The sequence below is a fragment of the Pseudomonas fluorescens genome (assembly GCF_902498065.1).
GTDB classification, from domain to species: Bacteria; Pseudomonadota; Gammaproteobacteria; order Pseudomonadales; family Pseudomonadaceae; genus Aquipseudomonas; species Aquipseudomonas fluorescens_BJ.
Genome location: NZ_CABVIR010000002.1, coordinates 392,595 through 412,390 on the forward strand (window position 1 = coordinate 392,595; position 19,796 = coordinate 412,390).

Genomic DNA, 19,796 nt, shown 5'->3' on the forward strand with positions numbered 1-19,796 from the left:
GCTGTGCTGCCAGTTCGCGATGGGGGAGGCGCGGTTTCAATCAGTAAAACATCGACCGCGACTCTTCCAGATCCCTGCACATCGCCTCATTCTCCGGGTCGATTCCCAACTTTTTGAAGGCCGGTACGTTGAGCGGGTCGATACGGGCGATGGGATGGTCGGTGTCCTTGTGGCAATACAAGCTGGCCACTTGCACCAGATCCACATAGTCGACGCGCTCGGACTCACGCTTGAAGTCCAGATACAGCCCCGGCACCTGTACCAGCATTTCCGGAAATTCCCAGACCCGGAGCAATTTGTCGCCCAGCAGCGGGTGAATCTGGTCGATCACATGGTTCAGGCTGACCGAGTCCGACAACAGTTCGTAGTGGTCCTCGGCGTAGGTCAGGATCGGCAGTACGCCAATCTGATGTACCAGTCCGCCCAGCGCGGCCTGATCGGGTTTGAGCTGCGTGTAACTGCGGCACAGCGCATAGCTGACCCCGGCGATTTCCAGGCTTTTGCGCCAGACATCGCGCATCTTTTTTTCCACCACGTCAGAGCGCGCATGGAAAATCTGTTCCATGACCAGGCCGATGGCCAGGTTGCTGCTGTAGTTGACGCCCAGGCGCGTGATTGCCGTGTGCAAGTCAGTGACTTCCTGGGTCGCACGCAGCAGCGGGCTATTGACCACTTTGATCAGGCGCGCCGACAGCGCCGTATCGCGGCCAATCACTTTACTCAGGGTGCTGACACTGATTTCCGGGTCTTCAGCGGCCTTGCGAATCTGCAGAGCCACTTCCGGTAACGTTGGCAGAACCAGGTCATCGTTATCGATGGCCTCAACCAAATCCTGTTGGACCTTATCCGCCAAATCGCTCATTTCTTTTCTCTAGGGTGTTGCAAACAGGTACTGCTGTTAACGCTGGATTTCGCGATCGCGATCCAGTTCATAAGGCAGATCAAGCAGGTGCAGGGCTTGCCCTTCGAGCGCGCCCAGATGGACATCGCCACCGTCCGCAGCTTCGGCTTGCAGGACTGCCAGGAGTTCAATGTTTTGCTCCGCGCGTGCGGCAATCACCACTTCGCCGATGGAACTGCCGTGTGTCGGGGAAAACAACGGTGTGCCGGGCTCAGGCAATGCATCGGCGTCCAGCTTCAGACGATACAAGCGACGCTTGAGTTTGCCCAGATACTGCATCCGCGCAACGATTTCCTGGCCGGTGTAGCAACCTTTCTTGAAACTCACGCCGCCGACGGCTTGCAGATTGAGCATCTGCGGGATGAACAATTCGCGTGTGCCCGGCATGACCTGGCCGATCCCTGCGCGGATCTGGCCCAGCAGCCATTGATTGAGGTCGCCTTCGGCCAGCAGGGCAGACAGCTGGCCCTTGACGACATCGGCCTGATCGGCGCTGACCCAGAGTTCGGCACGGTCCGGCGAAACGCGGATAGCGATCAGTTGGTCATGGCGCGCAACGCTGTCGGTGTCTGCCGGCAACGCAAGTCCCAGGCTGCCGAGTGCGGCATCGCCATGGTCAACGCCGAACCGGACCCAGGCAGCGCTTTCATCGGTCAATTTCGACTTGGAGAACACGGCGTACTTTTTCAGATCCGCCAGTTGCGGCTCCAGCAGCTCGGTGGCCATGGCCATGAGCACGCCATCACCTTGCAGCAGAATGCGGAAGCTCGATTGCATCCGGCCCTTCTGGGTGCAGCGCGCGCCGAGGCTGGCCTGGGTGTCGCTCAGGTAATTGAGGTTGCAGGTCAACTGGCCTTGCAAGAATTTGCCGGCATCAGCGCCGCGGACCGCGAGAACGCCTTCGTGAGACAGGGTGCAGAAAAAAGCAGAATCGGCCATGGGACATCGCAGGTTAAAAGAGTCTGGGGGACATCATAAGGGGGCGCCCATGAAATGGGTAGTTCACAAAAGTTCGGCACTGCCCGACCAAAGCCGACTGTTCGATGATGTCGGGGGCTGTATACTTGCCGCCTATTTGAGGAGCGCTCCATGGTCGAAGATGTAGAACTGAATCGCCTCTACTGGCACAGCCGCCGCGGCATGCTTGAACTTGACGTGTTGCTGGTGCCGTTCGTGAAAGAGGTCTACCCGCACCTCAATGATGTCGACCGTGATTGCTACCGCAAGCTGCTCGAATGCGAAGATCAGGACATGTTCGGCTGGTTCATGGAACGCGCCGAATCGGAAGACCCTGAGCTGCAGCGCATGGTTCGCATGATCCTGGATCGTGTCCAGCCCAAGTAATGCGTTCGAATGCCGCTGGCATGCCTCACGGCAGTTGCTGGCGGCGTATCTGTTGGCCCAGCTGTTCGCGCTGGGTGCGTTGTTTCTTCTCTCTATGCCGGTCTGGGCCAGTCTGCTCGGCGTTGTGCTGTGCGTCGCTCATGGTGTTTGGGCACTGCCGCGACAGATTTTGCTGACACACCCACAGGCGTTTCGCGGCTTGCGTCGCGATGCGGATGGCTGGCAGTTGTGGAATCAGGCGGCGGGTTGGCAGGCGGTTCAGCTACGGCCGGACAGCCTGGCACTGCCGCTGGTCGTGGTCCTGCGTTTTCGCCTGCAGGGCGAGCGTCGGGTTCGGGCGATCTGCGTGCCCCGGGATTCGCAGGCGGCGGATGTGCACCGACGCCTGCGGGTTCGGCTCGCGTTCAGTCGGCGTAGGTGGGCGGCACCAGAATAGTGTCCAGCGCCACCGGCAGCAGGTTCGGGTAGTCGAGGGTGTAATGCAGGCCGCGACTTTCCTTGCGTTCCATGGCTGACTGGATCATCAGTTCTGCCACTTGGGCCAGGTTACGCAGCTCGATCAAATCCCGGCTGACCTTGTAGTTGCTGTAGAACTCGTCGATTTCGTCGAGCAACAGCCGCACGCGATGCTGTGCTCGTTGCAGGCGTTTGTTGGTGCGCACGATGCCGACGTAATCCCACATGAATCGCCGCAGTTCATCCCAGTTGTGCGCAATGATCACGTCTTCGTCCGAGTCGGTGACCTGGCTGGCATCCCAGACGGGCAGGGCGATCGGAATCGAAACTTGCGGCAGTTGCTCCAGAATGTCCGCTGCCGCGGAGCGCGCGTAAACGAAACACTCAAGCAACGAGTTGCTGGCCATGCGGTTGGCACCATGCAGGCCGGTGAAACTGGTTTCGCCAATGGCATACAGCCCCGGCACGTCGGTGCGGCCTTGCTGATCTACCATCACGCCGCCGCAGGTGTAGTGCGCTGCGGGAACCACTGGAATCGGTTGCTTGGTGATGTCGATGGAAAACTCCAGGCAGCGCTCGTACACCGTCGGGAAGTGCGTCTTGATGAACGCTTCCGGCTTGTGACTGATGTCCAGATAAACGCAATCGACACCGAGGCGCTTCATTTCGTGGTCGATGGCCCGGGCAACAATATCCCGTGGCGCCAGTTCGGCGCGCGGGTCGAAACGTTGCATGAAGCGTTCGCCATTGGGCAGTTTCAGGTGTGCACCTTCGCCGCGCAGGGCTTCGGTGATCAGGAAACTCTTGGCTTGAGGGTGATACAGGCACGTCGGGTGAAACTGGTTGAATTCCAGGTTCGCCACCCGGCAACCCGAACGCCAGGCCATGGCGATGCCATCACCGCAGGCGCCGTCGGGGTTGCTGGTATAGAGGTAGACCTTGGCGGCACCGCCGGACGCGAGGATCACGAAACGTGCGCCGTAGGTGTCGACTTCTCCAGTGCCGCGGTTGAGCACGTAGGCGCCGAGGCAGCGGTCGCCTTCAAGACCCAGGCGCTTCTCGGTGATCAGATCGACGGCGACCCGTTGTTCCAGCAACTCGATGTTGGGCCGTTGTCTGGCTTTGTCGAGCAGGGTTCTGAAAATCGCTGCGCCGGTGGCATCGGCGGCGTGAATGATGCGCCGATGGCTGTGACCGCCTTCACGGGTCAGGTGAAACTCGAAACCACCGTCTTCGGTGCCGGATTGTTCATCGCGGGTGAACGGCACGCCTTGATCGATCAGCCATTGGATGGCTTCTTTGCTGTGCTCGACGGTGAAGCGCACGGCGTCTTCGTGGCACAGGCCGCCACCAGCGTTGAGGGTGTCATCGACGTGGGACTCAACTGTATCGGTGTCGTCCAGAACGGCAGCGACACCGCCCTGGGCCCAGAATGTCGAGCCGTTGGCGAGGTCGCCTTTGCTCAGTACGGCGATACGCAAATGATCGGGCAAGGTCAGCGCAAGGCTCAAACCGGCAGCACCGCTGCCAATCACCAGAACATCGTGTTGAAACTGTTGGCTCATTTCAGGATTCCGCTCAAAGCGACCCGGGTCGGGGTTGGCGCATGACTCTGGAACGGCGAGTCGAGGCAGCCACACAGCGCACTAGTATATAGAGGGGGGGAGCGGCACAATAGCCGAGGTCACATGGCATTGTGAAACTACTGTGACGGAAAAGACTTGACGCTTCGTCGGATGATTTTTTCACCGGTTCGGCGACAAGAGGACTGTATCGTCGATTTAACAGTCTTTTTCCATTCACGGTTGCACAATGTCGGTCTGGCACAGCTATAAATATTTGGAACTTTTGCCAAAGGCCCAAGATCAATAGACCGTTGCCTGAATCAAGGGACAGTGTCGGCTTCAATGCAGGATTGCGGTTTGATCCTTGCCGGCGAATCCGATGACAAGATTATTCGCGCAGCCGGGTTTTCCCGAGCTGCGCTTTTCGTGCGTGCCAAATCAGAGCCCGCAGGAAACTTGCTTGGAGGGGGAGAACTTTTGCGAAAAGCCCGAGTCTATGTTTGCAAGTCTGGTCGTTTAGTTATGCAAGCTTCCTCCGAGCTTATCGAGGAGAGTTCATGCTAACCCAGGAAGAGGATCAGCAGCTCGTCGAACGCGTTCAGCGCGGCGACAAGCGAGCTTTCGATCTGCTAGTGCTGAAATACCAGCACAAAATTCTCGGGTTGATCGTGCGTTTCGTGCACGACACCCATGAAGCCCAGGATGTGGCACAAGAAGCCTTTATCAAGGCATACCGTGCGCTTGGAAATTTTCGCGGAGACAGCGCGTTTTACACGTGGCTTTACCGCATCGCCATCAACACGGCGAAAAATTATCTGGTTTCACGCGGCCGTCGGCCGCCGGATAGCGATGTCAGTTCTGAAGATGCCGAGTTCTACGATGGCGATCATGGCCTCAAGGATCTCGAGTCGCCTGAACGCGCATTGCTGCGGGATGAGATCGAAGGCACCGTCCATCGAACCATTCAGCAACTGCCAGAAGATTTGCGTACGGCTTTAACTTTACGTGAATTCGATGGTCTGAGTTACGAGGACATTGCGGCAGTCATGCAGTGTCCGGTGGGTACCGTGCGCTCCCGGATTTTCCGCGCTCGGGAGGCCATCGATAAAGCCCTGCAGCCGTTGTTGCAGGAAAACTGAGACAGCGGCGACAGCCAAGAGAGGAACGCCATGAGTCGTGAAGCCCTGCAGGAATCGCTGTCCGCAGTGATGGATAACGAAGCGGACGAACTGGAATTGCGTCGGGTATTGAATGCCTTCGACGATGTAGAAACCCGTGATACATGGGCTCGTTATCAAATCGCTCGGGCAGTGATGCACAAGGATCTGCTGCTTCCACGTCTGGACATCGCTGCGGCAGTTTCTGCTGCGCTGGCTGACGAAGCCGTGCCGGCGAAAGTCTCCCGTGGTCCATGGCGCAGCCTGGGTCGACTGGCTGTAGCTGCGTCGGTCACCGTTGCCGTATTGGCAGGTGTTCGTCTGTACAATCAGGACGAGATCGCGGGTGTCGAACTGGCTCAGCAATCCAGTCAACCGGGTCTGGCCGTTCCTCAGGTCAAGGGCCCAGCTGTATTGGCAGGCTACAATGAAAGTTCGGAAGCCACCGGTCCTATGGCCAATGGCGTTTTGCAAGGTCAGCCAGGCTGGCACGATCAGCGTCTGCCAAGCTACTTGCGCCAACATGCTCAACAGGCTGCACTGAAAGGTACTGAAAGCGCTCTGCCTTACGCTCGTGCAGCAAGCCTGGAAAACCGTTAAGGAGGATCATGCGCGCCATACCTCTACTTTCGCTTCTGCTCGGTGGCTGGTTCATCGTTCCAGCCCACGCCGATGAGGCACAAGACTGGTTGACCCGTCTTGGTCAGGCCGAGCAACAGCAAAGCTTTCACGGTACTTTCGTCTACGAGCGTAACGGTAGTTTTTCTACCCACAACATCTGGCACCGCGTCCAGGATGGCAAGGTCCGCGAGCGGTTGCTCCAGCTCGACGGGTCGGCTCAGGAAGTCGTGCGCATTGATGGACATACTCAATGCGTCAGCGGCACTCTGATTGCAGGGCTTGGGGATTCCCCCAGCTCCGCAGCTCGTGCACTTGATCCACAAAAGCTCAAGAATTGGTACGAACTTGCCGTCATCGGCAAGTCGCGTGTGGCCGGACGTGCGGCGGTCATTGTTAGCCTGACGCCTCGCGATCAACATCGCTACGGTTTTGAATTGCATCTGGATAAAGAAACCGGCCTGCCTCTCAAATCATTGCTCCTGAATGAGAAAGGGCAGTTGCTGGAGCGATTCCAGTTTACGCAGCTGGATACTTCCGACGTGCCCTCCGACGACGAGTTGCAGGCGGGCCCGGATTGCAAAGCCGTCACCCTCGACAGCGACAAGGCGTCAGCGGTCAAGGCTGCCCAAAACTGGCATACGGACTGGTTGCCTGCCGGCTTCGAGCTGACAAGCAGTACCTCGCGCAAGGATCCCGAAACCAAAACCCAAGTCAGCAGCCTGATGTATGACGATGGTTTGGCCCGTTTCTCGGTGTTTCTGGAACCGCTGAATGGCGCTACCGTCACCGATACTCGTACTCAGTTGGGCCCAACCGTGGCTGTATCCCGGCGTGTGACGACCCCTCAAGGCGAGATGATGGTCACCGTGGTCGGTGAAATCCCGGTAGGCACTGCTGAACGGATCGCGCTGTCCATGCGCACCGATGCCACTGCAACCCAGTAGTGAGCTATATCGAAATGTTTGGTGAGCATTTCTATTTGCAAATATCCCCGAAATTTTTTATAGGTCAGAGCCCCTCGGCTCTGGCCTTGTTTGTTGTTCCCGGAACAAAAATACCGGCGTATTGTTCCCGGTGTTCCTTGCTCCATATCGCTTAACCATGCTCGTCGTAACGGGAGCCGTATGTCGATACCACGCTTGAAGTCTTACCTCTCCATATTTGCCACCGTGCTGGTGCTCGGTCAGGCGGTCGCTGTGCAAGCGGCCGAATTGCCTGACTTCACACAGCTGGTCGAGCAGGCCTCGCCCGCGGTGGTGAACATCAGTACCACGCAGAAACTGCCGGATCGAAAAGTGAGCGAGCAGATGCCCGACCTCGAGGGCTTGCCGCCGATGTTGCGCGAGTTTTTCGAACGCGGCATGCCGCCACAACCGCGTACACCTCGCGGCGATCGTCAGCGTGAGGCCCAATCCTTGGGGTCGGGTTTCATCATCTCGTCTGACGGCTACATCCTGACCAACAACCACGTGATTGCCGATGCCGACGAAATTCTCGTTCGTCTCGCTGACCGCAGTGAGCTGAAAGCCAAACTGGTCGGCACCGATCCACGCTCCGACGTGGCGCTGCTGAAAATCGAAGGCAAGGACCTGCCAGTCCTGAAACTGGGCAAATCCCAGGACCTGAAAGCAGGCCAGTGGGTTGTGGCCATCGGCTCGCCATTCGGTTTCGACCACACCGTGACACAAGGCATCGTCAGCGCCATCGGCCGCAGTCTGCCAAACGAAAACTATGTGCCGTTCATCCAGACCGACGTGCCGATCAACCCGGGTAACTCCGGTGGTCCGCTGTTCAACCTGGCGGGTGAGGTAGTGGGGATCAACTCTCAGATCTACACCCGTTCCGGCGGTTTCATGGGCGTGTCGTTCGCAATCCCGATCGACGTGGCCATGGACGTTTCCAACCAGCTGAAAAGCGGCGGCAAAGTCAGCCGTGGCTGGTTGGGTGTCGTCATTCAGGAAGTGAACAAGGATCTGGCCGAGTCGTTCGGTCTTGAAAAGCCGGCCGGTGCGCTGGTGGCCCAGATCCAGGATGACGGTCCGGCTGCCAAGGGTGGCCTGCAAGTGGGTGACGTGATCCTGAGCATGAACGGTCAACCGATCGTCATGTCTGCAGATCTGCCGCATCTGGTCGGCGCACTGAAGGCTGGCGCCAAGGCCAATCTTGAAGTGATTCGTGAAGGCAAGCGTCAGAATGTCGAGTTGACGGTCGGCGCCATCCCTGAAGAAGGTAAGGAGCTGGATGCCCTGCCGAAATCAACCACTGAGCGCAGCAGCAATCGCCTGGGTGTTTCGGTGGCCGAGCTGACCGACGAGCAGAAGAAAACCTACGACCTCAAAGGGGGTGTGGTGATCAAGGAAGTCCAGGAGGGTCCTGCTTCTCTGATCGGCTTGCAGCCAGGTGATGTCATCACTCACCTGAACAATCAGGCGATTGGCTCCACCAAGGAGTTCACCGATATCGCCAAGGCGCTGCCGAAGAACCGCTCGGTGTCGATGCGGGTTCTGCGTCAAAATCGCGCCAGCTTCATCACCTTTAAACTGGCTGAATAAACCGGTTGTCGGCTGAATAAAAAACCGCCTCGAAAGAGGCGGTTTTTTTGTGCCTGTTGAAAGGCGTCAGCCCATCATGTCCTTGATCATGCGCTCTTGCTCCATCAGCTCCCGTTGGCGGGCGTCGATACGCGACGACAGCGGGAAGTTGGTCCCGGCTTTGCGCTTGGCGAAGTCCAGTTGCTGAATGGCCTGGCGGTAGTCGCCAACCAGCGCAAAGTACTCGGCGCGCGCCTGATGCAAACCGATGATATTGCCTGACAGACCACGGGTTTCCGCCACCATGTACCAGACATCAGGATCATCGGGACGGCTTTTGAGCAAACTCTCCAGCGCTTTTTCCGCTTCGGGCGCCCGGTTTTGCTTGAGCAGCAAATCGACGCGCACCTGATTCAGCGGGTAGTTGCCCGGATACTGAGTCAACATCCGGTCCACCCGGGTTTGAGCGTCCGGCAGGCGATTGTTGGTGATATCCAGATCGATCTGCGCCAGGTTGTAGATGATCTCGTTTGGCGACTTGGCCAGCAGCAACTTGAGATTTTCCCGCGCTTCGTTCAGTTGGCCACCCTTGATCTGGGCGATCGCCAACCCATAACGCGCAACGTCGTTTTTTGGGTTTTCATCCAGCTGTGCGCGGAAGCGCTTGGCGCCCAAGCCTGGGGTTTCTTCGTAAATCAGCTGGACTCGCGCGCGAATCAGCTGATAACGCATGGTGTCTTCGATTCCGCCCTGTTTGGCCTGCTCGGCGCGGTTGCGGGTGTCGGCGATCCGCGATTCGGTCACCGGGTGAGTCAGCAGGAACTCCGGTGGCTTGGCGTCGAAGCGATATTGACGCGCCAACCGTTCGAACATGGTCGGCATCGAGCGGGGGTCGTAACCGGCTTTTTCCAGGTTGAGGATGCCGATGCGGTCGGCCTCCTGCTCATTCTGGCGCGAGAAACGTCGTTGTTCCTGAATCGCTGCTGCCTGCGTGCCTGCAATGGCCGCGATCCCGGCATCACCGGCACCGGCAGCGGCAATCACGATCCCGGCCAGCAGCGCTGCCATCATCGGTACCTGCATGCGCTGTTGCGCTTCAACGCCCCGGGCAAAGTGGCGCTGCGACAAGTGAGCCAGTTCGTGAGCGAGTACCGAAGCGTATTCGCCCTCGGTCTGGGCATTAAGGAACAACCCGCCGTTGACCCCGACAATCCCGCCCGGCGCCGCAAAGGCGTTGAGTTGCGGGCTGTTGATCAGGATGAACTCCAGGCGACGGTCGTTGACCTGGCTGGTTTCCACCAGCCGATAAACGCTGGATTCGACGTAATCCTTGAGCTGCGGATCATTGAGCTGGGAAACCTGGCTGCGCAACAGCGCCAGCCAGGCGCGGCCCAACTGGTGTTCCTGTTGTGGCGAGACAATGGCAGAACTGGCGTCGCCGAGTGACGGCAGATCGTCGGCGAAGCCCGGTGAGGCGAGCAGGCAAGCGAGCGTCAGCAGGGTAGGGCGCAAAAAAGTCATGCACAAAGCCTTAGTCGACAAAGACCTTACTGTAGCCGGACAGTACGCTTCGGACCAGATATTCTAAGCCGCTCGAACACCCGACCAGGAGTAACGCAATGACCGACGCTGTAGCCCATGACGCCGAACTGGACGCCAGCGGCCTGAATTGTCCGTTGCCGTTGCTCAAGGCCAAGCTGGAACTCAATCGGATGGCCAGCGGCGCGGTGCTCAAGGTGATCGCCACCGATGCGGGCTCGCAGCGCGACTTTCGCACCTTTGCCCGTTTGGCCGGTCATACGCTGCTTCGTGAAGAAGATGAAGCGGGCGTTTACCGCTACTGGTTGAAAAAAGCCTGAAAACTGCTGCGTTCGTTTCTAAGGATTATTGATGTTCAAAGTGTTACGCGACTGGATTCAGCGTTATTTCTCCGATGAAGAGGCGGTGGTACTGGCGGTCCTGCTGTTTCTGGCGTTTACCGCTGTGCTCACCCTGGGCGGCATGCTCGCACCGGTGCTCGCCGGGATGGTGCTGGCGTATCTGATGCAAGGGCTGGTGGTGACACTTGAACGACTTCGCGTGCCGGGTGGCGTGGCGGTGGGGCTGGTCTTCGCCTTGTTCATGGGCGTGTTGCTGGTGTTCATTATTGTCGTGGTGCCGTTGCTCTGGCATCAGCTGATCACGCTGTTCAATGAGTTGCCGGGCATGCTCGCCAAGTGGCAATCACTGTTATTGCTGTTGCCCGAGCGCTACCCGCATCTGGTCTCCGACGAGCAGGTTCTGCAGGCCATTGAGGTGGCGCGAGGCGAGATCGGCAAGTTCGGCCAGTGGGCACTGACCTTTTCGCTGTCGAGTCTGCCGCTGCTGGTCAACATCATGATCTACCTGGTGCTGGTGCCGATTCTGGTTTTTTTCTTTCTCAAGGACCGGGAAATGATCGGCCAGTGGGTCCGCGGTTATTTGCCTCGTGAGCGCGCGCTGATCACCCGCGTTGCCCACGAAATGAACCGGCAGATCGCCAACTACATTCGCGGCAAGGTCATCGAGATTTTCATTTGCGGTGGGGTGACCTACATCGCGTTTGTCGTATTGGAACTCAACTACGCGGCACTGTTGGCGTTGTTGGTGGGCGTGTCGGTGGTGGTGCCTTATGTTGGAGCCGTGGTGGTGACCGTGCCCGTGTTGCTGATTGCGTTGTTTCAGTGGGGCTGGAGCGATCAGTTCATCTATTTGATGGCGGTCTACGGAATTATTCAGACGCTGGATGGCAATGTGCTGGTGCCGCTGCTGTTCTCGGAAGCGGTCAACCTGCATCCGGTGGCGATCATCTGCGCGGTGTTGTTGTTTGGCGGGTTGTGGGGATTCTGGGGGGTATTCTTTGCGATCCCCCTGGCGACGCTGTTCAAGGCAGTGCTGGATGCCTGGCCGCGCAAGGAGCCAGTGGTGGCGCCGCTGCTTTAATCTGATTCACAGGATGAGGCGGAGGGCCTCATCGGGGCAAGCCCGCTCCTACAGGATCGATGCAGTCCCTGTGGGAACGGGCTTGCCCGCGATGGCGTCAGTACAGACGCCAATAAAGCTTAGGCCTTGTTCAATGCCTGAGCCGCTGCCAGAACGGCATCCACATGCCCCGGCACCTTCACACCACGCCATTCCTGACGCAGCACGCCATTCTTGTCGATCAGGAACGTGCTCCGGTCAACGCCCATGTATTCCTTGCCATAAAGCTTCTTCAGCTTGATCACATCGAACAACTGGCACAGCGCCTCTTCTTTGTCGCTGATCAGCTCGAAGGTGAACGCCTGTTTGGCTTTGAAGTTCTCATGGGATTTCAGGCTGTCACGGGACACGCCGAAGACTTCGGTGTTTGCCGCTTTAAAGACCTCAAGCTGATCGCGAAAGCCTTGACCCTGGGTCGTGCAGCCCGGCGTGCTGTCCTTCGGATAGAAGTAGATCACCACTTGCTTGCCTTTAAGGCCCGCGAGGCTGACGGTCTGCCCGCTGGTGGCGGGCGCTTCGAAGTCGGCAACCGGTTGGTCGATGGCAACGGCCATGAAAGCTTCCTTACATTGGGTTTTGTGGGCGCCACGGTTCGATCAGGGCATCCAGGTTCAGCGCGTCGGCGAAATCCAGGAACTGATCGCGCAACCAGCTGATTTGCACGCCGGCGGGCAAGGTCACGGTAAACGTGGCGTTGAGCATGGTGCCGCCGGTTTGCGGCGCCTGATACGTGTCGCAGGTCAGGTTTTCCAGCTCGACGTTATGGTCCATGAAGAACTGGCACAGCTCGTTGATGATGTCCGAGCGATAGGCCGAGCTGACATAAGCGACGTAAGGCAAGGCCTGGGGACGATTCTCCAGCGCCGCGCTACGCACCACGTTAACGGTAAATGCGTGCTTCTTGGCGAGGCCCGACAGGCTGCCTTCCAGGCGAGCCAGGGCGTCCCAGCTACCGGAGATCTCGAGGATCAACGCACTGCACTCGCCATGACGGGTCAGGCGAGAGGTGACCACGGCGCAGCGGTTTTCATGGCTGGCGCGGCACAGGACGTTAGTCAGCTCCATGGGGTTGGCGCCGAGGGCACTGATGACAAGGAATTGTTCGCGAACTGTGGGGGTGGACATGCAGCATTCCTAAAGCGATGAGCGGTCGATACTTCTACGGGCTTTTTTGACCGGGGGCGAGCCTGCGGATGCGAATTCAGAAAACCCGGGCCGAAGGTTGCGACGTGCTCCAGTGTGGCAAGAGCGAGGGGTGGCAACGCTGGATCGGGGCTTGTGATGCCGAAAATGGAGGCTGGAACCCGGCGTACGAGCTTATCAGTACCGATCAAAGTCTGAAGGGTAGCGAAAAGCGGCGCCAAGGGGAATGGCAGCAGCGCAGTACTTCGCTTGTACAAGCATCTTGGCGCCAGTACCATTACGGCTCTCTTTTTCCGGCAGGAGCGGTTGCATGATTGCGGGCAGTATGGTGGCACTGGTCACACCCATGGATGCACAGGGTCGTCTCGACTGGGACAGCCTGAGCAAACTGGTGGACTTTCACCTGCAAAACGGCACCCACGCCATCGTGGCGGTCGGCACGACAGGTGAATCGGCCACGCTAGACGTGAACGAACACATCGAAGTGATTCGTTACGTGGTCAAGCAGGTTGCAGGGCGCATTCCGGTGATCGCCGGTACCGGCGCCAACTCGACTCGCGAAGCCATCGAGCTGACCACCAATGCAAAAACCGCCGGCGCCGATGCTTGCCTGTTGGTGACGCCTTACTACAACAAGCCGACCCAGGAAGGTTTGTACCAGCACTTCAAGGCCATCGCCGAAGCCGTCGACATTCCGCAAATCCTGTACAACGTGCCGGGCCGTACGGCGTGCGACATGCTGACCGAAACCGTGATTCGCCTGTCGACCGTGAAAAACATCATCGGTATCAAGGAAGCCACCGGCGACCTGGCCCGTGCCAAAGCCATCATCGATGGCGTCAGCAAAGACTTCCTGGTGCTGTCCGGTGACGACGCCACCGCAGTCGAGCTGATTCTGCTCGGCGGTAAAGGCAACATTTCGGTGACCGCCAACGTTGCCCCGCGCGACATGGCCGACCTGTGCAACGCTGCTCTGAAAGGCGATGCCGTCACGGCCCGCGCGATTCACGAAAAGCTGATGCCGCTCAATAAAACCCTGTTTATCGAATCCAACCCTATCCCCGTGAAATGGGCGCTGCATGAAATGGGCTTGATGCCGGACGGTATCCGTCTGCCGCTCACCTGGCTCAGCGCTGCCTGTCACGAACCGCTGCGGCAGGCCATGCGCCAGTCCGGCGTACTGGTTTAATTGAGGAAGCACTACGCATGAAGCGATTGGCCGGACTTTCCGCACTTGCCTTGATTATCTCCAGCACCAGTGGCTGCGGATGGGTCTGGGGCCCGGAAGGTTATTTCCGTGACCGTGGTAGCGATTACCTGGAAGCGCAACAGACTGCACCTATGCAAATGCCACCGGACGTCAGCACCGCCAAACGTCTGGATCCGCTGCTGCCGATTCCTCGCAACGTGGCCGATGACACCGTCAAGGGCGAGTACATCGTGCCGCGTCCGCAGCCACTGTCCGCCGCTGCCGATGCCAGCGCCTACTCGCTGCAGAAGACCGGCGACTCTCGCTGGATCGTGGCCCAGAACCCGCCGGCCGAAGTCTGGCCAGTGGCCGTGCAGTTCTTCCAGGACAACGGTTTCCGTCTGGATGAGCAGCGCCCGCAAACCGGCGAATTCACCACCACCTGGCAGCATTCCGACGAGCTGTCCGCCGCGATGGCAAAACGCCTGAGTGCGGCCGGTGTCGGCGCCGACAGCGAAACCCGCGTGCGGGTCCGAATCGAGCCAGGCGTGCAGCGCAACACCAGCGAAGTCTATGTGGTCAGCGCCGAGCGTCCTGCCGGCAGCACCGCCGATGTGGCCTTCACCAACCGTTCGGTCAACACAGGCCTGGACGCGGCACTGGTCGACGATATGCTGGCAAGCATGAGCCGCATCTCGGAGAAGGGCGGTTCGGTCTCCATGCTGGCTTCGCGTGATTTCGATACGCCAAGTCGCGTCAGCCTGAGCGAAGACGGCAGCGGCAACCCGGTTCTGAACGTCGGTAACGACCTGGATCGTGCCTGGTCGAGCGTCGGTCGTGCGCTGGAGCAGGGCGAATGGCGCGTTGAAGACATCAACCGCAGCCTGGGCCTGTACTACATCAACCTGGCCGAAAAAGCCGAGAAGAAAGACGAGAAGCCTGGTTTCCTCAGCGGCTTGTTCGGCAGCAAGCCGGACAAGGAAGAAGTTGAAGCCCGTGCCGAGCGTTATCAGGTTCGCCTGAGCAAGGTCGGCGATACCGTTCAGGTCACCGTCGAGAAAAACATCAACACCGTGGCGCCGGCTGACGTGGCGCGCAAAGTGTTGAGCGTGATTCAGGACAACCTGGGCTGATCACATGCGTTTTGCCGTTCTCGGCAGCGGTAGCCAAGGGAACGGCACGCTGATAGCCAGCGCTGATACGTATGTGCTGGTGGATTGTGGTTTCTCCTTGCGGGAAACCGAAAAACGCTTGCTGCGCCTGGGTGTGAACCCGGCGCAACTGAGCGCGATACTCGTGACCCACGAACATGCCGACCACGTGCATGGCGTGGGTTTGCTGTCTCGGCGCTACAATCTGCCTGTCTACCTCAGTCGCGGCACCCTGCGCGGGATGCGCAAACCGATTGAACCGGCTGGCCTTCTGGCCGGCGGCGAGCAACTGCAGATCGGCGCACTGAGCATCGGCGTCATTGCCGTGGCCCACGATGCACAGGAACCGACGCAATATGTGTTCAGTGACGGTGAGCGGCGCTTCGGCCTGTTGACCGACCTGGGCTCATACTGCAACAAAGTGCTGGACGGCTATCGTGACCTCGATGCGTTGATGATCGAGGCCAACCATTGCCGTGACATGCTGGCTCGCGGTCACTACCCGTACTTTCTCAAGCAGCGGGTGGGTGGTGAACTGGGACATTTGAACAACCACCAGGCGGCATTCCTGGTGTCCGAGTTGGGCTGGCAAGGCCTGCAACACCTGGTCCTGGCCCATCTGAGCAGCAAGAACAACCTGCCGCAGCTGGCCCGGCAATGTTTTGTCGACACCCTCGGGTGCGACCCGGACTGGCTGCAACTGGCCGATCAAGATTCAGGGCTCGACTGGCGACACATCGCCTAGCCCACCTACTTAGCAAGCGGAGCCCATCATGGAAAAACGTGAAGAACTCTACCGCGGCAAAGCCAAATCGGTTTTCAAGACCGACGACGCTGACCGCTTGATCCTGCTGTTTCGCAACGACACTTCGGCGTTCGACGGCAAGCGCATCGAGCAGCTCGACCGCAAAGGCATGGTGAACAACAAGTTCAACGCCTTCATCATGCAGAAACTCGAAGCCGCCGGCGTGCCGACCCAATTCGACAAACTGCTGGGCGACAACGAATGCCTGGTGAAAAAACTCGACATGATCCCGGTCGAGTGCGTCGTGCGTAACTACGCCGCCGGCAGCCTGGTCAAGCGCCTGGGCGTCGAAGAAGGCATGAAGCTCAACCCTTACACCTTCGAACTGTTCCTGAAGGACGACGCCAAGGGTGACCCGTTCATCAACGAATCCCACGTCGTGGCCTTCGGTTGGGGCACCGCCGAGCAACTGGTTCGCATGAAAGAACTGTCGCTCAAGGTCAACGAAGTCCTGAGCAAACTGTTCGACGACGCCGGCCTGCTGCTGGTCGACTTCAAACTCGAATTCGGCGTGTTCTCCGACGGCTCCATCGTCCTGGGCGACGAGTTCAGCCCGGACGGCTGCCGTCTGTGGGACAAGGCCACCGGCAAGAAAATGGACAAGGACCGCTTCCGTCAGGGCCTCGGTGACGTTATCGAAGCCTACGAAGAAGTCGCCAATCGTCTGGGCGTACCGCTTTAATCGACGCAAGCATCTGATAGCACGGAAAAATTTCGCTTAGGGGGTTCGCTTCCGGCAAAAGTGTTGTTATGATGCGCGCCGTTGGAGAGATGCCAGAGTGGCCGAATGGGACGGATTCGAAATCCGTTGTACCTTCACCGGTACCTAGGGTTCGAATCCCTATCTCTCCGCCATTACATAGAAAAAGCCCCGTAGCTGAATAAGCTACGGGGCTTTTTCGTTTCTGGTCGTTTTTTTTGGCGATTTTGGAGCGCGGTAGCAGGGCCGCATTCAGCCGCAACGGGGTGGATGTCGCAAAGCGTACAGTTTTTATTTTGCGTAGGAGCCGTCAGCATACTGGCGTAAGAAAAACACGTCCGTTCACGAGAAAAGTTACTCAACCAAGTAGCTCCAATTACCACTCCCCGTCTCTACAGGTTGCCGCTCCAATCAAGGGTTTTCTCTCGAAATATCCCCTGACATTGCAAAGCCTCGCCCCCCAAAAACCTCATCTACTCTGGTTTCGCAGGTCACTGATCTGCCGTCATCAGCAATCGCAAGGAGCGATCAATGTATTTTGAGATTTACAGGCAAACCCGTGGCACCGCGCAGACTGGCAAAGGTCAATGGCGGTGGCGTTTGCGGGCGGGGAACCATGAAACGATTGCCAGCGGGGAGTCTTACGTCAACAAGGCGGATTGCGTGCATGCCATCAGCCTGATCAAGGGCACTGAGGATCAGACCCCGGTGAAGGAAATCTAGGCCTGGACCGGTGAAGCTGCTCAATCAGGGCAGCTTCGTTTCAAACAGCCTCGCTTCGGATTGAACGCAAACTGCTTGAGTCGCATAGACGCCGCTTGGGACAGCTACCTAAACTGTCGGCAGTTAGGGACACCCTGGGGCAGTGGATGAATCGCAACGAACTACGCAAGGCGGATATCAACCTGATGGTGGTGTTCGAAACCTTGATGCTCGAACGCAACGTTACCCGGGTGGCGGAGAAGTTGTTTCTCGGGCAGCCGACCATCAGCTCGGCCCTCAACCGCTTGCGCACGATGTTCAACGACCCGCTGTTTATCCGGGTGGGTCATCGGATGGAGCCGACCGCCAGGGCCGAGGAGCTGATTCAGTATTTGTCGCCAGCACTGGACTCGTTGTCAGTGGCGTTGAGCCTGACCCATGATTTCGATCCCGCCGTCAGCACCATGACCTTTCGTATCGGGCTGTCGGACGATGTCGAGTTTGGCTTGTTGCCGCCGTTGCTGCGCGCCCTGCGTCAGGAAGCGCCAAAAGTGGTATTTGTGGTTCAGCATGTCGATTACTGGCGAATTCCCGATTTGCTGGCATCCGGTGACATTACAGTGGGTATCAGCCAGACCCGCGGTCTCCCGGCCAATGCCAAGCGCAAATTGCTGCGGCACATCCAGCCCATGATCTTGCGCGCCGATGCGTCCGACACGCCGCTGACCCTCGATGAGTACTGCTCGCGCCCGCACGTGCTGGTGTCTCACACCGCCAACGTCAGTGGTTACGCTGACGAGTGGCTGGCGGATATCGGTCGTACGCGTCAGGTGGTGCTATCCGTGCCGCAGTACAGTTCGTTGCCGGCCTTGCTCGCCGGAACCGACCTGATCGCCAGCCTGCCGGATTACACCGCCGAGGCGATGGCGGCGTCCGGGCAACTGTTCACGGAGCCTTTTCCGTTCAAGACACCAACCCTAGACCTGTCCATGGTCTGGCTCAGTCATGTCGATACCGACCCTGCCGAGCGCTGGTTGCGCTCGCGACTGGAGGCGTTCATGAGTGAGCGCTTTGTATCGCCGCCGTCCCGGTGAGCAGGACAACTCTGTGTTATATGTACGACCTTTCCGCCAGCCTCAAGGAGCCACGCCATGCCTCACCTGCACATGGAATACACCGCCAACCTGCCTGATTTGAACGCCGACGTGGCGTTGATCCGGCTCAACAATGCGCTGGTGGCTTCCGGTCAGTTTGCTGCCGAGTACGACATCAAAAGCCGAGCAGTCAAGATCGAAACCTTCAAGGTCGGTACGGCAATGGCTGAGCGGGCTTTCGTGCATGTGAAACTGGCGTTGTTGAGTGGGCGCTCGCCGCAGATCAAAAAACAGTTGTCTGAAAGCCTGCTGGCAGTGGTGCAGGACCTGTGTGTATGGCCGACGGGGGTTGAAGTGCAGTTGGCGGTGGAAATCCTCGACATTGATCGAGAGTCCTATAGCAAAGTCGCCATCAACCACTGAGTTTCAGGCCGTTGCCTGTTCAGTGCAGGCCTTGACCACCTGTTCACGCAACCAGATATTGGCGCTGTCCTGATCGGCGCCTTGACTCCATTGCATGTCGAGAGTGAAACCCGGCAAGCCTGTGGGCGCTTCGCAGTGATTGAAGATCGCTTCGCTGGCCAGTAAATGCTGGATGCGTCGGGGCAGGGTAACGATGAAGTCGGTCCCGGTGATCATTTTCAGTGCTGCGCTGTAGCTGTTTGAGCGTGCGATGATTTGGCGTTTTTGCGCTTGCTGTGCCAGCCAGCCATCAACCATGTTGGTGGTCGACGTCCAGGGGGTAGGAAACACGTGCCGGCGTTCGGTGAAGGCTTGCAGACTTAAACGCGGCTCCAGGGGCGTGGCTCGTGTATCGAAGACACAGACCAGATCATCCTCCAGCAGCAGGCGGGATTTGAAGTCGGTGTGATTGCGATGAAAATTCGGGCCGAAGCAAATCACCAGGTCGAGACTGCCGTCACGCAGTTCATCGGCCGGAATGTCGGTTTCGAACTTGTGCATGTTGACCATCACCGGTAAATCGGCGGAATCAAAGCTTTTCAATAGACGCGGCAGGATTAACTGCTCGAAGTATTCCGGTGCGCAAATATTGAAGGTGACCGGTTGCAGAGTAGGGTCGAACGCCTGCGCCCCGGCGTGACAGAGGTTGATGCTTTCGAGGATTTTCAGCACGTGGGTGTACATGGTGCTGGCTTTGTAAGTGGGGCGCATCCCCGCGCGGGTGTTGATGAACAACTCGTCTTCGAACGCGCAGCGTAGCTTTTTCAAGCAGTAACTGACGGTGGACTGACTGACGCAGAGCGATTCGGACACTACGGTGACGCTGCTTTGTTCATACACGGCGACAAACACCATGAGGTCCTGCATGTCGAGTTTTCTAAGCAAGTTACTGTTCAGCATCCATTCCATCTCGCTGTGATCCTTGCGCTGACTGAGCGCAGACTCGTTCGGAAGATCCTAACGGAACGATGGTTC

22 protein-coding genes and 1 tRNA gene are annotated in these 19,796 nt (G+C 58.4%); 16 read left to right on the forward strand and 7 right to left on the reverse strand.

Annotated elements, in window-relative coordinates; genetic code table 11:
- Nucleotides 1-40: 40 nt before the first annotated feature.
- Together F8N43_RS11055 and F8N43_RS11060 are read right to left on the reverse strand one after the other, a co-directional pair.
- The gene (locus F8N43_RS11055; protein ID WP_150653774.1) at nt 41-862 is read right to left on the reverse strand and encodes an HDOD domain-containing protein; all 822 of its coding nucleotides are present in this window, start codon (nt 860-862) and stop codon (nt 41-43) included.
- A gap of 36 nt (nt 863-898) precedes the next feature.
- On the reverse strand, nt 899-1,840 hold the full coding sequence (locus F8N43_RS11060; protein WP_150653775.1) for a YgfZ/GcvT domain-containing protein: 942 nt from the start codon (nt 1,838-1,840) through the stop codon (nt 899-901).
- 150 nt (nt 1,841-1,990) lie between these two features.
- On the opposite strand from F8N43_RS11060, the gene F8N43_RS11065 reads away from it, so the two are divergent.
- Nucleotides 1,991-2,245, forward strand: a complete 255-nt coding sequence (locus F8N43_RS11065; RefSeq protein WP_007944081.1) for a succinate dehydrogenase assembly factor 2 — start codon at nt 1,991-1,993, stop codon at nt 2,243-2,245.
- Nucleotides 2,229-2,681 (forward strand): protein YgfX, encoded by a 453-nt coding sequence (locus F8N43_RS11070; protein ID WP_150653776.1) that lies wholly within the window; start codon nt 2,229-2,231, stop codon nt 2,679-2,681. Before F8N43_RS11065 ends, F8N43_RS11070 begins: the two co-directional genes overlap by 17 nt.
- On the opposite strand, the gene nadB is transcribed toward F8N43_RS11070, so the two are convergent.
- On the reverse strand, nt 2,650-4,266 hold the full coding sequence (gene nadB / locus F8N43_RS11075) for an L-aspartate oxidase (RefSeq protein WP_150630904.1): 1,617 nt from the start codon (nt 4,264-4,266) through the stop codon (nt 2,650-2,652). The two genes, F8N43_RS11070 and nadB, sit on opposite strands and share 32 nt — an antisense overlap.
- 557 nt (nt 4,267-4,823) lie before the next feature.
- Here nadB and rpoE point away from each other — a divergent pair.
- The 4 genes from rpoE to F8N43_RS11100 all read left to right on the forward strand — a co-directional run bounded on the left by rpoE (nt 4,824) and on the right by F8N43_RS11100 (nt 8,596).
- On the forward strand, nt 4,824-5,405 hold the full coding sequence (gene rpoE / locus F8N43_RS11080) for an RNA polymerase sigma factor RpoE (RefSeq protein WP_007944079.1): 582 nt from the start codon (nt 4,824-4,826) through the stop codon (nt 5,403-5,405).
- 30 nt (nt 5,406-5,435) lie between these two features.
- Nucleotides 5,436-6,023 carry a sigma-E factor negative regulatory protein gene (locus tag F8N43_RS11085; protein ID WP_150630903.1) on the forward strand — a complete coding sequence of 196 codons (588 nt, stop codon included), beginning with the start codon at nt 5,436-5,438 and terminating at the stop codon, nt 6,021-6,023.
- Between the two features lie 8 nt (nt 6,024-6,031).
- Nucleotides 6,032-6,988: a MucB/RseB C-terminal domain-containing protein gene (locus F8N43_RS11090; protein ID WP_150636334.1), complete on the forward strand. Its 957-nt coding sequence runs from the start codon at nt 6,032-6,034 to the stop codon at nt 6,986-6,988.
- Nucleotides 6,989-7,168: 180 nt separating this feature from the next.
- Complete coding sequence (locus F8N43_RS11100) at nt 7,169-8,596, forward strand: DegQ family serine endoprotease (RefSeq protein WP_150630900.1); 1,428 nt, start codon at nt 7,169-7,171, stop codon at nt 8,594-8,596.
- A 66-nt stretch (nt 8,597-8,662) separates the two neighbouring features.
- On the opposite strand, the gene F8N43_RS11105 is transcribed toward F8N43_RS11100, so the two are convergent.
- Nucleotides 8,663-10,096, reverse strand: coding sequence for a M48 family metalloprotease (locus tag F8N43_RS11105; protein ID WP_150630899.1), 1,434 nt, complete (start codon nt 10,094-10,096; stop codon nt 8,663-8,665).
- 98 nt (nt 10,097-10,194) lie between these two features.
- On the opposite strand from F8N43_RS11105, the gene F8N43_RS11110 reads away from it, so the two are divergent.
- Both F8N43_RS11110 and F8N43_RS11115 read left to right on the forward strand, forming a co-directional pair.
- The gene (locus F8N43_RS11110; protein WP_028621876.1) at nt 10,195-10,434 is read left to right on the forward strand and encodes a sulfurtransferase TusA family protein; all 240 of its coding nucleotides are present in this window, start codon (nt 10,195-10,197) and stop codon (nt 10,432-10,434) included.
- A gap of 31 nt (nt 10,435-10,465) precedes the next feature.
- The gene (locus F8N43_RS11115; protein WP_150630898.1) at nt 10,466-11,536 is read left to right on the forward strand and encodes an AI-2E family transporter; all 1,071 of its coding nucleotides are present in this window, start codon (nt 10,466-10,468) and stop codon (nt 11,534-11,536) included.
- A 119-nt stretch (nt 11,537-11,655) separates the two neighbouring features.
- Here F8N43_RS11115 and F8N43_RS11120 read toward each other — a convergent pair whose 3' ends face one another.
- Complete coding sequence (locus F8N43_RS11120) at nt 11,656-12,129, reverse strand: peroxiredoxin (protein ID WP_150653777.1); 474 nt, start codon at nt 12,127-12,129, stop codon at nt 11,656-11,658.
- Nucleotides 12,130-12,139: 10 nt separating this feature from the next.
- The gene (locus tag F8N43_RS11125; RefSeq protein ID WP_109628402.1) at nt 12,140-12,700 is read right to left on the reverse strand and encodes a glycine cleavage system protein R; all 561 of its coding nucleotides are present in this window, start codon (nt 12,698-12,700) and stop codon (nt 12,140-12,142) included.
- Between the two features lie 328 nt (nt 12,701-13,028).
- Between F8N43_RS11125 and dapA the strand changes: the two genes are divergently transcribed.
- The 8 genes from dapA (at nt 13,029) to F8N43_RS11170 (ending at nt 18,782) form a co-directional block, all read left to right on the forward strand.
- Nucleotides 13,029-13,907 carry a 4-hydroxy-tetrahydrodipicolinate synthase gene (dapA, locus tag F8N43_RS11135; protein ID WP_150630896.1) on the forward strand — a complete coding sequence of 293 codons (879 nt, stop codon included), beginning with the start codon at nt 13,029-13,031 and terminating at the stop codon, nt 13,905-13,907.
- Nucleotides 13,908-13,924: 17 nt separating this feature from the next.
- Entirely contained in the window at nt 13,925-15,040 is a 1,116-nt protein-coding gene (gene bamC, locus F8N43_RS11140; RefSeq protein ID WP_150630895.1) for an outer membrane protein assembly factor BamC, read from the forward strand.
- Nucleotides 15,041-15,044: 4 nt separating this feature from the next.
- Entirely contained in the window at nt 15,045-15,803 is a 759-nt protein-coding gene (locus tag F8N43_RS11145; RefSeq protein ID WP_008034928.1) for an MBL fold metallo-hydrolase, read from the forward strand.
- A 28-nt stretch (nt 15,804-15,831) separates the two neighbouring features.
- Nucleotides 15,832-16,545, forward strand: coding sequence for a phosphoribosylaminoimidazolesuccinocarboxamide synthase (gene purC / locus F8N43_RS11150; protein WP_008034929.1), 714 nt, complete (start codon nt 15,832-15,834; stop codon nt 16,543-16,545).
- Nucleotides 16,546-16,628: 83 nt separating this feature from the next.
- Nucleotides 16,629-16,718, forward strand: a tRNA-Ser gene (locus tag F8N43_RS11155).
- Between the two features lie 376 nt (nt 16,719-17,094).
- On the forward strand, nt 17,095-17,286 hold the full coding sequence (locus F8N43_RS11160; RefSeq protein WP_150630894.1) for a YegP family protein: 192 nt from the start codon (nt 17,095-17,097) through the stop codon (nt 17,284-17,286).
- 146 nt (nt 17,287-17,432) lie between these two features.
- Nucleotides 17,433-18,359: a LysR family transcriptional regulator gene (locus F8N43_RS11165; protein ID WP_150630893.1), complete on the forward strand. Its 927-nt coding sequence runs from the start codon at nt 17,433-17,435 to the stop codon at nt 18,357-18,359.
- A gap of 57 nt (nt 18,360-18,416) precedes the next feature.
- A complete protein-coding gene (locus F8N43_RS11170) occupies nt 18,417-18,782 on the forward strand; it encodes a 5-carboxymethyl-2-hydroxymuconate Delta-isomerase (protein WP_150630892.1) in 366 nt (121 codons plus the stop codon).
- A gap of 3 nt (nt 18,783-18,785) precedes the next feature.
- Here the strand turns inward: F8N43_RS11170 and F8N43_RS11175 are convergent, their stop codons facing one another.
- The gene (locus F8N43_RS11175; RefSeq protein ID WP_150653863.1) at nt 18,786-19,721 is read right to left on the reverse strand and encodes a LysR family transcriptional regulator; all 936 of its coding nucleotides are present in this window, start codon (nt 19,719-19,721) and stop codon (nt 18,786-18,788) included.
- Nucleotides 19,722-19,796: the final 75 nt, after the last annotated feature.

Bases quoted from the DNA above. Each gene is read 5' to 3' on its own strand.
- F8N43_RS11110 (WP_028621876.1), top strand. From the start codon at position 10,195: ATGACCGACGCTGTAGCCCATGACGCCGAACTGGACGCCAGCGGCCTG.
- F8N43_RS11100 (WP_150630900.1), top strand. From the start codon at position 7,169: ATGTCGATACCACGCTTGAAGTCTTACCTCTCCATATTTGCCACCGTG.
- F8N43_RS11120 (WP_150653777.1), bottom strand. From the start codon at position 12,129: ATGGCCGTTGCCATCGACCAACCGGTTGCCGACTTCGAAGCGCCCGCC.
- nadB (WP_150630904.1), bottom strand. From the start codon at position 4,266: ATGAGCCAACAGTTTCAACACGATGTTCTGGTGATTGGCAGCGGTGCT.
- rpoE (WP_007944079.1), top strand. From the start codon at position 4,824: ATGCTAACCCAGGAAGAGGATCAGCAGCTCGTCGAACGCGTTCAGCGC.
- F8N43_RS11165 (WP_150630893.1), top strand. From the start codon at position 17,433: ATGAATCGCAACGAACTACGCAAGGCGGATATCAACCTGATGGTGGTG.
- bamC (WP_150630895.1), top strand. From the start codon at position 13,925: ATGAAGCGATTGGCCGGACTTTCCGCACTTGCCTTGATTATCTCCAGC.
- F8N43_RS11105 (WP_150630899.1), bottom strand. From the start codon at position 10,096: ATGACTTTTTTGCGCCCTACCCTGCTGACGCTCGCTTGCCTGCTCGCC.
- F8N43_RS11065 (WP_007944081.1), top strand. From the start codon at position 1,991: ATGGTCGAAGATGTAGAACTGAATCGCCTCTACTGGCACAGCCGCCGC.
- purC (WP_008034929.1), top strand. From the start codon at position 15,832: ATGGAAAAACGTGAAGAACTCTACCGCGGCAAAGCCAAATCGGTTTTC.
- F8N43_RS11115 (WP_150630898.1), top strand. From the start codon at position 10,466: ATGTTCAAAGTGTTACGCGACTGGATTCAGCGTTATTTCTCCGATGAA.
- F8N43_RS11055 (WP_150653774.1), bottom strand. From the start codon at position 862: ATGAGCGATTTGGCGGATAAGGTCCAACAGGATTTGGTTGAGGCCATC.
- F8N43_RS11145 (WP_008034928.1), top strand. From the start codon at position 15,045: ATGCGTTTTGCCGTTCTCGGCAGCGGTAGCCAAGGGAACGGCACGCTG.
- F8N43_RS11170 (WP_150630892.1), top strand. From the start codon at position 18,417: ATGCCTCACCTGCACATGGAATACACCGCCAACCTGCCTGATTTGAAC.
- F8N43_RS11090 (WP_150636334.1), top strand. From the start codon at position 6,032: ATGCGCGCCATACCTCTACTTTCGCTTCTGCTCGGTGGCTGGTTCATC.
- dapA (WP_150630896.1), top strand. From the start codon at position 13,029: ATGATTGCGGGCAGTATGGTGGCACTGGTCACACCCATGGATGCACAG.
- F8N43_RS11125 (WP_109628402.1), bottom strand. From the start codon at position 12,700: ATGTCCACCCCCACAGTTCGCGAACAATTCCTTGTCATCAGTGCCCTC.
- F8N43_RS11160 (WP_150630894.1), top strand. From the start codon at position 17,095: ATGTATTTTGAGATTTACAGGCAAACCCGTGGCACCGCGCAGACTGGC.
- F8N43_RS11085 (WP_150630903.1), top strand. From the start codon at position 5,436: ATGAGTCGTGAAGCCCTGCAGGAATCGCTGTCCGCAGTGATGGATAAC.
- F8N43_RS11175 (WP_150653863.1), bottom strand. From the start codon at position 19,721: ATGCTGAACAGTAACTTGCTTAGAAAACTCGACATGCAGGACCTCATG.
- F8N43_RS11060 (WP_150653775.1), bottom strand. From the start codon at position 1,840: ATGGCCGATTCTGCTTTTTTCTGCACCCTGTCTCACGAAGGCGTTCTC.